This window comes from Bacillus sp. MC1252 (genome assembly GCF_056838025.1).
In genome coordinates, this window is the sequence record NZ_CM166369.1 from 695,988 (window position 1) to 711,408 (window position 15,421).

The 15,421-nt window shown below is 42.3% G+C and carries 11 protein-coding genes; 6 read left to right on the forward strand and 5 right to left on the reverse strand.

The features are described 5' to 3' along the window. Nucleotides 1–27: 27 nt before the first annotated feature. The 3 genes from ACYH0L_RS03380 to putP form a co-directional block, all read right to left on the reverse strand. Entirely contained in the window at nt 28–1,434 is a 1,407-nt protein-coding gene (locus ACYH0L_RS03380; RefSeq protein ID WP_099727357.1) for an alkaline phosphatase, read from the reverse strand. 112 nt (nt 1,435–1,546) lie between these two features. Further along, nucleotides 1,547–2,239: an MgtC/SapB family protein gene (locus ACYH0L_RS03385; protein WP_024424547.1), complete on the reverse strand. Its 693-nt coding sequence runs from the start codon at nt 2,237–2,239 to the stop codon at nt 1,547–1,549. 169 nt (nt 2,240–2,408) lie between these two features. Continuing rightward, a complete protein-coding gene (putP, locus tag ACYH0L_RS03390; RefSeq protein WP_099727356.1) occupies nt 2,409–3,890 on the reverse strand; it encodes a sodium/proline symporter PutP in 1,482 nt (493 codons plus the stop codon). Nucleotides 3,891–4,300: 410 nt separating this feature from the next. On the opposite strand from putP, the gene gatC reads away from it, so the two are divergent. The 3 genes from gatC to gatB are packed head-to-tail and all read left to right on the forward strand — an operon-like array spanning nt 4,301 to nt 7,507. Continuing rightward, nucleotides 4,301–4,591, forward strand: a complete 291-nt coding sequence (gatC, locus tag ACYH0L_RS03395) for an Asp-tRNA(Asn)/Glu-tRNA(Gln) amidotransferase subunit GatC (RefSeq protein ID WP_003213898.1) — start codon at nt 4,301–4,303, stop codon at nt 4,589–4,591. A 14-nt stretch (nt 4,592–4,605) separates the two neighbouring features. After that, on the forward strand, nt 4,606–6,063 hold the full coding sequence (gatA, locus tag ACYH0L_RS03400) for an Asp-tRNA(Asn)/Glu-tRNA(Gln) amidotransferase subunit GatA (RefSeq protein WP_099727355.1): 1,458 nt from the start codon (nt 4,606–4,608) through the stop codon (nt 6,061–6,063). Between the two features lie 13 nt (nt 6,064–6,076). Next, nucleotides 6,077–7,507: an Asp-tRNA(Asn)/Glu-tRNA(Gln) amidotransferase subunit GatB gene (gene gatB, locus ACYH0L_RS03405; protein WP_249705260.1), complete on the forward strand. Its 1,431-nt coding sequence runs from the start codon at nt 6,077–6,079 to the stop codon at nt 7,505–7,507. Between the two features lie 179 nt (nt 7,508–7,686). On the opposite strand, the gene ACYH0L_RS03410 is transcribed toward gatB, so the two are convergent. After that, nucleotides 7,687–8,532: a TetR/AcrR family transcriptional regulator gene (locus ACYH0L_RS03410; protein WP_099727353.1), complete on the reverse strand. Its 846-nt coding sequence runs from the start codon at nt 8,530–8,532 to the stop codon at nt 7,687–7,689. A gap of 131 nt (nt 8,533–8,663) precedes the next feature. Between ACYH0L_RS03410 and ACYH0L_RS03415 the strand changes: the two genes are divergently transcribed. Continuing rightward, nucleotides 8,664–11,882, forward strand: a complete 3,219-nt coding sequence (locus tag ACYH0L_RS03415) for an efflux RND transporter permease subunit (protein WP_482354359.1) — start codon at nt 8,664–8,666, stop codon at nt 11,880–11,882. A 30-nt stretch (nt 11,883–11,912) separates the two neighbouring features. Here ACYH0L_RS03415 and ACYH0L_RS03420 read toward each other — a convergent pair whose 3' ends face one another. Continuing rightward, nucleotides 11,913–12,866: a nucleoside hydrolase gene (locus ACYH0L_RS03420; protein ID WP_249705262.1), complete on the reverse strand. Its 954-nt coding sequence runs from the start codon at nt 12,864–12,866 to the stop codon at nt 11,913–11,915. 180 nt (nt 12,867–13,046) lie between these two features. On the opposite strand from ACYH0L_RS03420, the gene ACYH0L_RS03425 reads away from it, so the two are divergent. Together ACYH0L_RS03425 and rlmD are read left to right on the forward strand one after the other, a co-directional pair. Continuing rightward, nucleotides 13,047–13,955, forward strand: coding sequence for a diacylglycerol kinase (locus tag ACYH0L_RS03425; protein WP_099727350.1), 909 nt, complete (start codon nt 13,047–13,049; stop codon nt 13,953–13,955). A gap of 61 nt (nt 13,956–14,016) precedes the next feature. Continuing rightward, nucleotides 14,017–15,396: a 23S rRNA (uracil(1939)-C(5))-methyltransferase RlmD gene (gene rlmD, locus ACYH0L_RS03430; protein ID WP_482354360.1), complete on the forward strand. Its 1,380-nt coding sequence runs from the start codon at nt 14,017–14,019 to the stop codon at nt 15,394–15,396. Nucleotides 15,397–15,421 lie beyond the last annotated feature (25 nt).

Sequence of the window (15,421 nt, forward strand, 5' to 3'; positions counted from 1 at the left end):
CCTATGTGTTGAGGCGGGGATTGTTTTTTATGGGCGATATGCGGATGGCGATTCAATCATTTGAAACAGGTTTTTTCCTTGCTTTGTATTATCAATCCAGCCCTGAAATGCTGCTTTACCTGGCCCGTATGCATAGACAGGGACATCCTCACCTGTATGGGCAAAGGTTGTCCAGCCTGTGAAAGAACGCTGATCAAAGATACGTTGAATACTGAGTTGGATCGTACTGGCCTTCCCTGATTGTGCCGCTTTTTCTACCTGTGAGATTTCTTCTTCTGTGAGTGAGACATCAATATAGGTGTGAAGTACATCACGTACTGATTGACCACCTGCGATTTTCTTTGCCATATACACAGGCGTTTTCTTTGCAGCTAGGATGGGCGCTGGGTCCCATTTATAGCCGGTCTCACTTGTCATACCATCTGCGCCAAAAGAAAAGCCGCCAGTCGCATGATCTGCTGTGATGACCACGAGGGTTTCTTGATCTTTTTTAGCGAATTGAAGTGCCGCTTGGACCGCTTTCTCAAAATCCTCCATCTCACTCATTGCTCCGACAACATCATTTTCATGTCCAGCAGAATCAATGGTACTGCCTTCAAGCAGCATAAAAAAGCCATGCTGATTGTCCTGATTTAATTGGGTCAGTGCTGCCTGCGTCATGTCTTTTAAAGTAGGCACATGCTTCGGACGGTCGATGGCTCGATCTAGCTCATCGTCCTGAAATAAGCCGAGCATTTGCTTTGATGATTGAGATGTTAAATCATCTTTCGATCGAAGAATGGCATACCCGCTCTTCTTAAATGCTTGAACAAGATCACGGTCTTTGCGGTCAAAGTATTGCATGCCGCCACCGAGAAGGATATCGACTTTGTGCTCTCCATTGATTTTCTCATCAAAAAAGTGGTCTGCAATTTGTTCTTTGTTTTTTCGGGAGACGTTATGTGTGCCAAAAGCAGCCGGTGTTGCATCGGTGATATCAGATGAGACGACAAAGGCTGTTTTCATTCGTGCTTCCTTTGCTGCTTCAACGACGCTTCTAAGAGGTTCTTTTTCATGATTGACGGCGATAGCATCATTGTATGTTTTTTTTCCGGTTGCCATGGCTGTGGCTGCGGCAGCTGAATCAGTAATATTATCTCGAGGATCATCTGGATGTGTCGTCTGCATCCCGACTAAATAAGGGTCCCAGACAGTCTGTTCTTTTGAAGAAGAATGCTTTTCCTGCTTGAACGTACGGTAGGCTTTGATCACGGGCATCCCCATCCCATCACCAACGATAAAGATGATGTTTTTTGGTGTCTTTGTTTGTTTTTTGTCTGCTGCATTCGTTGATGCGGGAGTGACATAATGTGAGGTGAAGATGACAGCTAGTGCGAATACTGCCAGAATACCAGTAAAGAGAAAAATGCGATTTTTACGATCCATTGAGCCCATGAGAAATCCCCTTTTATCATTTATTTCATATTTTGTATTTTATTTGAATGTGAGCTGTGGTTCAACCCCTTATCCCATAAAAAAGGTGATGAGACTTTTGTCTCATCACCTTTTACACCGTATCACACTTCACGCCAACAACGCCTTCTAGATCTTTAATATCAAAGTACACATCGGTTGTATATCGGTCTTTATGCACACGAACGCGTACTTCCATGATCGGATAGTCCTTTTCCTTTAAATCATCAATTCGAACAGAATGAATGCGAATATTGAGTGCTTTCATTTCTTTTAAAATGTCTGTCATCCGGTTTCGATCAGAAAGTGACATCCTGATGCGGATTTCTTTTTCCTGCAGGCGGATCGGCCCGATTCGCTGGAAGAGCCATGGTAAAAATTCGACACTGATCAGAATAAAGAAAAGACTGAGGAAGGCTTCTTTATAAAAACCTGCACCTGTTGCAACCCCAAGTCCTGCTGCTCCCCAGATCATCGCGGAAGTCGTGAGACCTGAGATGACATCATTGCTTTTTCGCAGAATCACACCTGCTCCAATAAAACCAACACCAGATATAATTTGCGCCGGTAACCTGAGTGGGTCCATTTGAAGCTTAGAGACTCGAGGGAAATTGTAGGCTGCATCAATGCTGATGATGGTTAATACGCAGGAGCTGACAGCAATGACAATACACGTTTTTAAGCCGAGCGGCTTTTTCTTAAGCTCGCGTTCTAGACCAATGATCAGCCCGATTAAGGTGGCCACGGCTAATTTTAAGACAGTATCCCATTCAATTGTCCAAAACATGCGTATCGCTCCTTTCACTTCATGTACGTTTCACATCATGTATATGATCTTCTCACAGCCCATATGGCTGCACAACTTTTATTTTATTCAGATTCGAAAGAAAGAAAAGCTTTTTATTTAAATGAAAAAGAGAGTCATCCGCATAAGGCAGATGACTCTTCATTTCTTGTTATTTTGTTTCGTCTTCAAGATGATTTTCCATTTTGGTAAAAAGCTTCTTAGAAGCTTTAGACGGTTTATTCGTGAAGAGGCTGACAGTAAGAGCAGTCAAACCACTTAAAATAAATCCTGGAACCATTTCGTACAATCCAGTTGTGTTATTCAAGCCTGTTGAAATCCACACTAGGACGACAACAGCCCCCACAACCATTCCGGCTAAAGCGCCATGATGATTCATTCGCTTCCAGTATAGACACAATAAGATCACTGGTCCGAATGAAGATCCAAATCCAGCCCAAGCATAGCCGACAAGGTCAAGAATGGTATCACTTGGGTTTAGAGATAGACAAAGGGCAACAATTGCAACGACTAGTACAGACATACGTCCAATCATCACAAGCTCTTTGTCAGAAGCCTTTCTTCTAAAGAACGTACGGTATAAATCCTCTGTCATTGCACTTGCAGTGACAAGCAGCTGAGAAGAAATTGAACTCATAATCGCAGCTAAAATGGCAGAGAGTAAAAATCCAGTAATATATGGATGAAATAACACTTTAGAAAACACAATAAAGATAGTTTCAGGGTCTGCCAAAGTGGTGCTTGTTTCATGAACATAAGCTACACCGACTAAACCGACAGATAGTGAGCCAATGACAGACACAATCATCCAGCTCATACCGATACGACGTGCTGGCTTTAAATCTTTTACAGTCGTAATCGCCATAAATCGAACAATAATGTGCGGCTGTCCAAAGTAACCAAGTCCCCAAGCGAGGAAGGAAATAATGCCAATGACGCTCGTTCCTCTAAAAATATCAAGCAATTTAGGGTCAATCTGTTGAATATCATGGAACGTGGCAACAGGTCCACCTAATTGAGTAAAGGCAACGATCGGCACGAGCACTAAAGCTAAAAACATAATGGCGCCTTGAACGAAATCAGTTAAACTAACTGCCAAAAAGCCGCCGAATAGTGTATACAAAATGACAATACTAGAGGTTAAGATTAAGCCAAACATATAATGAGTTCCAAACGCTGATTCAAATAAGCGTCCGCCTGATACCATACCTGATGAGGTGTAAAGCGTAAAGAAAATCATAATGATGACTGCTGAGACAACTTTCAATAAAGTAGATGAATCTTCAAATCGTTTGTCAAAAAAGTCTGGAATGGTGATCGCATCATCAGCAACCTCTGTATACGATCGCAAGCGAGGAGCTAAGAATAAATAATTTAAGTAAGCCCCACTAATTAAACCAACAGCAAGCCATCCAGATGAAAGACCAGTTGTATACATAGCGCCTGGAAGTCCCATAAGCATCCAGCCACTCATATCAGATGCGCCAGCAGATAGAGCTGTCACATAAGGACCTAGCCCGCGTCCGCCTAACATATAATCGTTTAAGTCATTTGTTTTTCTAAATGCATACCAGCCAATAGAAAGCATTCCAATAAAATAAATAGATAAAGAGATTCCAATTTCAATACTCATGTTTCCATATCACCTTTTTCGTATTAATTTGACATCACCTCATTCAAAATATACACAGAACATCCGATTGGTCTGTCTGCTCCCTGCTATGGTTACTTAACCTATCAGAGTATACCCAAGTGATCAACCTTCTTAAACCTCTCCACTTTTATGAAAAAGTGCACGGATCGGTGATAAGCCTCTATGTGTAAGCGTTTACAAAAATAAATAAAAGTAAAAATTTTCTGAAAAATAAAAGCCGCCTAATGAATATTTTAGTCACTGGTTGGATGACGATGACGGTTCAAGAGAAACAGCCTTTCACCGCGCCCGCGTAAAGTTGCTTTAGAACAGTAAAATTTGATATGATAAAGTGTATATGACTTATGATCATGACTATCAACACGCATCATTTTTGGAGGTGAACCTGCATGTCAAGAATTTCAATAGAAGAAGTAAAGCACGTTGCGCATTTAGCACGGCTTGCCATTACAGAAGAAGAAGCTGAGATGTTTACAGAACAGCTTGATAGCATCATTTCATTTGCAGAGCAGTTAAACGAGGTAGATACGGAAAACGTTGAACCAACAACACACGTATTAAAAATGAAAAACGTCATGAGAGAAGATGTTCCGAATAAAGGTCTTTCCATTGAGGCAGTCATCAAAAACGCGCCTGATCATAAAGACGGCTATATTCGTGTGCCATCAATTTTGGACTAAAGGAGGCCTGAGACATGTCACTGTTTGATCACAAAATTTCTGAATTAAAAGAGCTTTTACATAAAAAAGAACTGTCTGTTTCTGATTTAGTGGACGAGTCTTATAAACGAATCAATGAAGTAGACGGGAAAGTACAAGCATTCCTTGCACTGGACGAAGAGAAAGCACGTGCGTATGCAAAGGAATTGGACGAGGCAGTTGGTGAAAAGGACGAGCTTGGACTATTGTTCGGTATGCCGATCGGTGTGAAAGATAACATCGTGACGAAGGATTTACGTACAACAGCATCAAGCAAAATCTTGCAAAACTTTGATCCAATTTATGATGCAACCGTTGTGAACCGTCTAAGAGAGGCGGAAGCTGTCACAATCGGTAAATTAAACATGGACGAATTTGCGATGGGATCTTCTACAGAGAACTCAGGCTACAAAGCAACGAAAAACCCATGGAATTTGAATACAGTTCCGGGTGGATCAAGCGGTGGATCAGCTGCATCTGTTGCAGCAGGTGAGGTACCATTTTCTCTTGGATCAGATACAGGCGGTTCCATTCGCCAGCCGGCATCATTCTGCGGGGTTGTTGGTCTTAAGCCGACATATGGCCGTGTATCCAGATACGGTTTAATCGCATTTGCTTCATCATTAGATCAAATTGGGCCGATTACGCGTAATGTAGAGGACAACGCATATGTTCTTCAAGCGATTTCTGGCGTCGATCAAATGGACGCAACAAGTGCAAATGTCGATGTACCAGATTTCCTTTCTTCATTAACTGGCGACATCAAAGGTCTTAAAATTGCAGTGCCGAAAGAATATCTTGGCGAAGGCGTTGGCGAGGAAGCAAAAGAGTCTGTTCTCAAAGCGTTAAAAGTATTAGAAGGACTTGGTGCGACATGGGAAGAAGTGTCTCTTCCGCATTCTAAATATGCGCTTGCAACTTACTACTTACTGTCTTCTTCTGAAGCATCTGCGAACCTTGCACGCTTTGACGGCATCCGCTATGGCTACCGTACAGATAACGCAGACAATCTCATTGATTTATACAAAAATACACGTTCTGAAGGCTTCGGCGACGAAGTGAAGCGCCGCATCATGCTTGGCACATTCGCTCTAAGCTCAGGATATTACGATGCGTACTATAAAAAAGCACAAAAAGTCCGTACATTGATCAAAAAAGACTTTGAAGATGTGTTTGAAAAGTATGATGTCATTGTAGGACCAACAACACCTACTCCTGCATTTAAGATTGGTGAAAAGACAAGCGATCCACTGACGATGTACGCGAACGATATTTTAACGATCCCTGTTAACCTTGCAGGCGTTCCGGGAATCAGTGTGCCTTGTGGATTTGCAAACGGTCTTCCGTTAGGGCTGCAAATCATCGGCAAGCACTTTGACGAAGGAACAGTTTACCGCGTGGCTCACGCTTTCGAGCAAGCAACAGATCATCATAAAGCAAAACCTGAACTGTAAGGGGTGAATCAGAATGAACTTTGAAACGGTAATTGGACTTGAAGTCCACGTAGAGCTAAAAACACAATCAAAAATCTTCTCAAGCTCGCCGACACCTTTTGGTGCAGCTGCCAATACACAAACAAGTGTCATCGATCTTGGTTATCCTGGCGTACTGCCTGTACTGAACAAAGAAGCGGTGAACTTTGCGATGAAAGCCGCAATGGCGCTGAACTGTGAGATCGCAACAGACACAAAATTTGACCGTAAAAACTACTTCTATCCTGATAACCCAAAGGCTTATCAAATTTCACAATTTGATAAACCGATCGGTGAAAACGGCTGGATTGAAATTGAAGTAGACGGCAAAACAAAACGAATTGGTATTACCCGTCTTCATTTGGAAGAGGATGCAGGTAAACTGACACATACAGGCGACGGTTACTCACTTGTCGATTTCAACCGTCAAGGCACACCACTTGTTGAAATCGTATCTGAGCCAGACATTCGCACTCCAGAAGAAGCGTACGCTTACTTAGAAAAGCTAAAATCTATTATTCAATATACAGGTGTATCTGACTGTAAAATGGAAGAAGGCTCACTTCGCTGTGATGCCAATATTTCTCTTCGCCCAATTGGCCGAGAAGAGTTTGGAACGAAAACCGAACTTAAGAACTTGAACTCGTTCGCTTTCGTACAAAAAGGGCTTGAATTCGAAGAGAAACGTCAAGAGCAAGTATTGCTTTCTGGCGGTCTGATCGAGCAGGAAACACGCCGTTATGACGAAGCGTCTAAAAAAACGATCCTTATGCGTGTCAAAGAAGGCTCGGATGATTACCGCTACTTCCCAGAACCGGATTTGGTGGAGCTGTACATTGATGATGAATGGAAAGAGCGCGTCAGAGCATCGATCCCAGAGCTTCCAGACGAGCGCCGCAAACGCTACATCGATGAGCTTGGACTGCCTGCATACGATGCGATGGTTCTGACGCTGACAAAAGAAATGTCTGATTTCTTTGAAGCGACCATTTCAGAAGGTGCAGAAGCGAAGCAAGCATCGAACTGGCTGATGGGTGAAGTATCTGCCTACTTAAACGCTGCTCAAAAAGAGCTGGACGATACAAAACTAACGCCTCAAGGGCTGGCTGGCATGATCCAACTCATTGAAAAAGGAACGATTTCCTCTAAGATTGCCAAAAAGGTATTCAAAGAGCTCATTGAAAATGGAGGAGACGCAGAAACAATCGTCAAAGAAAAAGGGCTTATCCAAATTTCTGACGAAGGTACTCTGCTCAAACTTGTCACAGAAGCACTTGATAACAACCCGCAATCCATTGAAGATTTTAAAAATGGAAAAGACCGCGCCATTGGTTTCTTAGTCGGACAAATCATGAAAGCATCGAAGGGACAAGCAAACCCGCCGATGGTCAACAAGATTCTTCTCGAAGAAATCAAGAAACGCTAAATGGCAAAAAACCGTCTCAGAGAAGAGGCGGTTTTTTTGCTTGAAATGACAGGGTCGTATCATAGATTCAGACCACCGCCGTATATCAATTCGGAGATTCTTTTCTTATAATGAAGCATAAGCGAAAGACATATTTGAAGGGGATCAAGGTGAACTAAATTGAAAAACGGCACGTAATGTTATTGAAGAAACAGCTTCAATTGTTCCACTACTCTTAGGACGGCAGGGTCCTCACACATGTCTAAATTTGTCAGCATCCCTTGAATGACCGGCTTACGAGGCTCATCTTTCGCCAGTTCTTCTTCAATCACTTCGATAGATACGAGCGTATCGTCAGAAAGAAGATGCTCAAGCTTTAACAATCGAAGCTCCTCTTGAAGAGAAACGGCACTCGGCGCTTCATCCTCCCAAATGGCTTGATTCAGAATCGGCTTGGTCTTAGAACGAAGCAGTCCTTGAACCAAATCATCAAACCGATCGAGAATAAAGGAAGAGAGCTCATCAAATGATAATTGGATATGATCTTGTAAAAGTAGTAACTGCACATATGATTGAATGATCCCTTGGGTCATGACTGACAGGTCAGTTATATAAGGTTCAATCTGTTGTCCATAAGTAGCCAAGAGGGAAATTTGTATTTCATCATTCATTTGTTTTTTCACAGTTTTAGAATGCTTTTTAATTTGCTGATTTTCCGGAATAATGTTCTCGCTGAGGATCAAAATGATAAAGTCCTTGTTCTCGGCAAAATGCTGGAACTGTTCAGCGATTTGTTTCTGAAAGATCTCTCTAGGCGCAAGATGTTGATTTTCTTTTCGAATCTTTTCAATACTTTGCATAGAAGTGTCGATATAATATTCAAACGCTCGATTGAAAAGCTGTTCTTTTGATTTGAAATGCAAATAAAACGCGCCTTTCGATATTCCGCACTCATCTGCAATTTCCTGAATGGTCGTAGAAGAAAAACCCTTTTTCGCAAACAACTGGATGCTTGCTTTAATGATTTTTTCTTTTTTTTCGTTCATGAAATAAGGCCCCTTCAGCTTTAGAATGTTACGTCAAACGCAAGTGAAATGGTTGACGGCATTGTATATCACCGTTTATTATGATATAGAATGACCAGTCAGTCAATACATAAAGGAAAATGGAGGACATAATGAATTCGATCATCAATTTTGTATTAAAGAATAAGTTCGCTGTATGGCTCATGACGATTATCGTAACAGTTGCTGGTCTATATGCCGGATTGAATATGAAGCAAGAATCAATCCCGAATATCAACACTCCAGTCATTACGGTTTCTACAACGTATCCTGGCGCAACGCCGGACGAAGTATCAGATAAGGTGACCGATCCAATTGAGAAGTCTATTCAAAACCTCAATGGGGTCAAGGTGGTCACATCCAATTCCTTTGAAAATGCCTCATCGATCCAGGTCGAGTACGATTACAACAAAGACATGGATGAAGCAAAGAAGGAAATTGAAGATGCCATTACTAATATCAATTTTCCGGAAAATGCAGAAAAACCAAAAATCGCACGCTTTAGTATCAATGCGGTTCCAATATTGGCACTCAGTGTATCTGGTGATAAAGAATCATTAGAAGAACTGACGAAAAAGGTGGAAGATGACCTTGTTCCTTCACTTGAAGGATTAGATGGCGTATCTTCTGTCGAAGCTTCAGGACAGCAAATCAAAGAAGTAGAATTTTCTTTTAAACAAAAGAAATTGAAAGAATACGGTTTAGATGAAGAGACCGTCCAAAACATGATCAAAGGCTCTGATGTGAATGTACCATTAGGTTTATACACATTCGGCAACAAGCAAAAATCAGTTGTCGTGGACGGCAATATTTTAAGCGTCAAAGATTTGAAAAACATGCGAATTCCAGTCACACCAGGTGCTAGCGGCAGTGCGGGAAGCGCTGGAGCACCTTCTAACGGCTCAGGAAATGCAGGTGCGCAAAGTGCGGAGCAGCAGGCTGGAAGTGCAAGTCAGCAGCAAGCAGCAGCTCAGCAGCAAACAGGTGGAGGTTCAGCAAGCAGTCAATCTGTAGAGCTGCCGACAATCAAGCTTTCTGAGATTGCGGATATTAAAGTCGTCAAGGATGCAGAATCGATTTCTAGAACAAATGGAAAAGACAGTATCGGTCTGCAAATTGTAAAAGGCTCTGACGCCAACACAGTGAGTGTGGCAGAAGAAGTCACAAAAGAGCTTGAGAAATTCAAAAAAGATAACAAAGGAATCAAAGTAAGTACCACATATGATCAAGCAGAACCGATTAAAGAGTCTGTCAGCACAATGCTGAACAAAGCCATCATCGGAGCGATCTTTGCGATCATTATCATTCTATTGTTCCTTCGAGATATCAAATCAACATTAATCTCGGTTATTTCAATTCCGCTATCTCTGTTGATTGCAGTTTTAATATTAAATCAGCTGGATATCACACTAAATATCATGACACTTGGTGCCATGACCGTCGCCATCGGGCGTGTGGTCGATGACTCCATAGTGGTCATAGAAAACATTTATCGGCGAATGGCGTTAAAGGATGAACCGTTAAAGGGGAAAGCACTCGTCAGAGAAGCCACAAAAGAAATGTTTATCCCGATCATGTCTTCGACGATTGTCACAATTGCGGTCTTCTTACCGTTAGCACTAGTGGGTGGAATGATTGGTGAACTATTCATCCCATTTGCATTAACGATTGTGTTTGCTTTACTTGCTTCACTGGTAGTAGCCATTACGATTGTTCCAATGATGGCACACAGTCTATTTAAAAAGAATCTGTATGGACAAGCGAAAAAGGTAAAAGAACATAAACCAAGCAAGCTTGCCGGCGGTTATAGACGTGTACTCAATTGGACACTCAACCATAAATGGATCACATCAGGAATTGCGATTCTCATGCTTGTCGGAAGCTTATTCTTAGCACCACTTGTCGGTGTCAGCTTCTTACCACAGGAAGCAGAAAAGACGGCGATGGTGACATATACACCTGAACCAGGGCAAACGAGAGAACAAGCAATAGATGAAACGAAAAAAGCAGAAGAATACTTAGTAAAACGTGACCATGTTAACACGGTTCAATATTCACTAGGATCTTCAAATGCACTCACAGCAAGTGTAGGCGGCAACTCTAACGGTGCGTTATTCTTTATACAATATGATGAGGACACACCGAATTTTGATAAAGAAAAAGATCGCGTGGTCAAAGCTCTGCAAGACAAAGCGTCTAAAGGGGAATGGAAATCACAAAACTTCTCTTCTGCTGGCGCAAGCAATACGGTGACGTACTATGTGTACGGTGATAAAGCAAGTGATATTGAAGGCACAGTAAAAGATGTCGAAAACATTTTAAAAGATGAGAAAAACCTGAAAAACGTCAGCACAAGCTTATCTGAGAAATATGACGAATATACGTTTAATGCAGATCAAGAAAAACTGGCGAAGCTAGGTCTAACTGCTTCACAAATTGCACAGGCGATTGCTCCTCAAAACAGTGAAACAACACTGACGAAAGTAACAGAGGACGGCAAAGAACTTGATGTGAAGCTTCAAACGGAAAAAGATGAATATAAGAGCAAAAAAGATTTAGAAAATAAAAAGGTCACAACACCGACAGGGCAACAAGTCCGAATTGGTGATGTTGTTAAAGTGAAGGATGGCTCAACAGCAAATACGGTGACAAAGCGTGATGGAAAAATCTACGCAGAAGTGTCTGGTGACATGACAACAGACAACGTATCAAGTGTGACACAAGATGTTCAGAAGAAAGTCGACAAGCTTGATTTGAAATCTGGCGTAACGATTGACACAGGCGGCGTAAGTGCGGATATCCAGGAATCCTTTACACAGCTTGGGCTAGCAATGCTTGCAGCCATTGCCATTGTGTATCTCGTTCTCGTCATCACATTTGGCGGAGGTCTAGCACCATTTGCGATTCTCTTCTCGCTCCCATTTACGATTATTGGCGCACTCGCTGGATTGTTTATAGCGAAAGAAACCATCAGCTTAAACGCCATGATTGGATTGCTCATGCTGATCGGGATCGTTGTGACAAATGCGATCGTCTTGATTGACCGAGTGATTCATAAAGAACAAGAAGGTCTATCAACAAGAGAAGCTTTACTTGAAGCAGGTACAATAAGATTACGTCCAATCTTAATGACTGCACTTGCGACGATTGGTGCATTATTGCCGCTCGCATTAGGTTTTGAAGGCGGAAGCCAGATCGTATCAAAAGGACTTGGTGTAACCGTTATTGGTGGATTAACAAGTTCTACACTTCTCACATTGGTCATCGTTCCAATCGTGTATGAAACCTTAAGCAAGTTTAGACGTAAGAAAAAGTTCGCAGACGAAGAGTAAGAGGAAGCCCCGCTCATTGGCGGGGTTTTTTTATGTGGAAATCTGACAAATAGCTTTTCTCATGAGTTCTTCAAACGCTTGGAAAAAGGCATCACGATCGACATGGTCAATAACTTGAATGGATTTTCCATCTGGATGCTCTTCGGTACGACCTTGCTTTGGTGTTTCGGTGTAAACGATCGCATTCATCTCCTTTGAACGGGTAAATGAGGTGGAAGCAAGAGTGATGGTTGTCAGCACATCCCATAAGTAGTAAGTTGAGTTCGTTTCGTGATGAATGAGTGGCGGACAAAAGGCATAGCACTGTCCGATAAAATCAATCCCAATATGAGAGCGAAGGGAAGCCCAGCGCTGGCGTACATCAAGTGTAAGCGGGACTTGATTCGTGCTTTCAAGTGCGACCATTTCAATAGGAAAGCGCTCCTGGAAAACAGTGCTGACAGCATAAGGGTCCCAAAAGGCATTCCATTCTGCTGTTCCATCATGCTCGGGTTCTTCTACATTGCCCTTTTCAAGGAAAGTGCCGCCCATCCACACCAATTTCTCAATTTTATTAGAGATCGAGGGATCCTCTTCTAAAGCGCGTGCTAGGTCTGTGAGCGGTCCTGTAAAGAGCAGGGTGACAGGCTCTGTTGCCTTTTTAACAGTTTCAATTAGATGAAGGTGTGCTGGAAGTTTGGATACTTTCGTATCAACAGCGCCTTTTTCATTTAAAATCGGAAGTGCGTCTACATAAAAGGCATGCATGCGCCATTCCTTTGGAAATGGATTCACGCCTCTAGAATTTGAAGCAGCGACTTCAATTTCATAAGGGCTAAATCGGTCAATGATTTTTTGAGATGCGCTCAGCGCAGGCTCTAAATAACAATCAGCAGGAATCACAGACAGCCCAATGACTTTCAGATGCTCCATTTGAAGGAGCAGAAATAAGGAGACAAGGTCATCCACACCGCCGTCATGATTGAAATAGACAGGCTTTTTCATGGCATACCATCCTTTTCATCGTTTTCTTTTATCTTATCAGAATGCTTATCTGTTGAGGGAAACGTGCCTGAGATTTCAAATATTAGGTGGTTGTTCTGTTGCCATTTTCAAAACTCATAGTATAATTAAAGGTTGTTAGTGGTGAAAATAGATTGCATAATGAATATAGGATGATGATGAATGAAACGTGCTCGAATTATATACAATCCGACATCTGGGCGTGAACTCTTCAAGAAGAATTTACCGCAGGTTTTGCAAAAATTTGAACAAGCTGGCTATGAAACATCTTGTCATGCAACGACATGTGCAGGAGATGCGACACAAGCAGCAGAAAAAGCCGCACAGAGAGATTTTGATTTAATTGTAGCAGCAGGTGGAGACGGCACGATCAATGAAGTCGTCAATGGACTAGCACCGCTTGATAAAAGACCAAAATTAGGAATCATTCCAGTTGGAACGACAAATGACTTCGCAAGAGCACTTGGAATTCCAAGAGAAGATATTTTAAAAGCAACAGATGCCATTATTGATGGTGTAGCAAAGCCGCTTGATATCGGTAAAGTCAATGGCCATTATTTTATTAATATTGCTGGCGGCGGCCGGTTAACAGAGCTGACATATGAGGTGCCTAGTAAGCTGAAGACAATGCTTGGACAGCTTGCTTATTATTTAAAAGGCATGGAGATGCTACCTTCCATCCGCCCGACAGAAGTCGAAATTGAATATGACGGCAAATTATTTCATGGAGAAATCATGCTGTTTCTTGTTTCACTAACAAACTCAGTAGGCGGCTTTGAAAAGCTGGCACCAGATTCCATTCTAGATGATGGGATGTTTGACTTGATTATTTTAAAGAAGGTCAACCTAGCAGAAGCCATTCGAGTGGTCAGCCTTGCACTTCGAGGCGAGCATATTCATGATAACAATGTCATCTACGCAAAAGCGAATCGCGTCAAAGTAGATGTAAAAGATAAAATGCAACTCAATTTAGATGGTGAATACGGCGGCATGCTGCCAGGTGAATTTGAAAACCTGTATCGCCATATTGAATTTATTATGCCAAAAGCAACAGCTGAAAAAATAGGGTGAAGATTGAACTTGGTTCCTTATGGCGACCAAGTTTTTCTTTGCAAATGAGGTGATAAAATTGGTGAAAATGAAACCCCCAGTTCAAAAGAATGAATATTACAATGTAACCTTCGAAGACTTAACGCACGAAGGTGCTGGTGTCGCTAAGGTTGAGGGCTTCCCTGTCTTTGTACCGAATGCCCTCCCGGACGAACAAGGGAAAATCAAAGTAACGCGTGTCAAAAAAGGATTTGCTTTTGGACGACTTATGGAGCTGACAAAGGAAAGTCAGCACAGGCAAGATGCGCCATGTCCCATTTACAAGCAGTGCGGCGGCTGTCAAATTCAGCATATGAGCTATGAAGGCCAGCTGCTATTTAAACAGAAACAAGTAAAGGACGTATTAGAGCGGATCGGCAAGCTTGATATGAGCCGTGTAAAAGTTCATCCTGTAATCGGCATGGAACAACCATGGAATTACCGAAATAAAGCACAAGTTCCAGTTGGCGAACGGGAAGGCGGGCTTGTTGCAGGATTTTATCAGCAGCGTACCCATGAAATCATTGATATGGAAACATGTCTGATCCAGCAGTCAGAAAATGATGCAGTGGTACAAGCAGTAAAAGACATTTGCAATGCGTTCGGCATAAAAGCATACAATGAAGAGCGGCACAAAGGCTGGCTGCGTCATGTCATGGTTCGCTACGGCATCGCAACAGGTGAAATGATGGTTGTTTTTGTGACAAGAACGGCTGATTTTCCGCAAAAGCAACAGGTGATTGAGCAGATTATAGCACGCTTCCCACATGTTCGGTCAATTGTGCAAAACGTGAATTCAAAGAAAACAAATGTTATTTTCGGCGATGAAACGACCGTTTTGTGGGGAGAAGAATACATTTATGACACGATTGGCGACATCAAATTTGCTATTTCAGCCCGCTCGTTTTATCAAGTGAACCCAGCTCAAACAAAGGTGCTTTACGACAAAGCGCTTGAATATGCAGAGCTGCAAGGCGAAGAAACCGTCATCGATGCGTACTGCGGAATCGGTACGATATCCTTATTTCTCGCACAAAAAGCAGGCAGAGTATATGGCGTTGAAATAGTGCCAGAAGCGATTGAAGATGCAAAACGCAATGCTGCATTAAATGGGATTAACAACGTTGAATTCGCAGTCGGCGAAGCAGAAACCGTCATCCCAAACTGGTACAAAGAAGGCATCAAAGCAGACACGCTTGTCGTTGATCCGCCAAGAAAAGGCTGTGACGAAGCACTGCTTGATACCATTTTAAAGATGAAACCAAACCGCGTTGTGTATGTGTCCTGTAACCCAGGGACGCTTGCTCGTGATTTGCGTATTCTTGAAGATGGTGGATATGTGACAGAGGAAGTTCAGCCTGTGGATATGTTTCCGCATACGAGTCATGTGGAGTGTGTGGCAAGTCTTGTGATCACTCAGTAATTTATTTAAACATCCCGATTTCGTG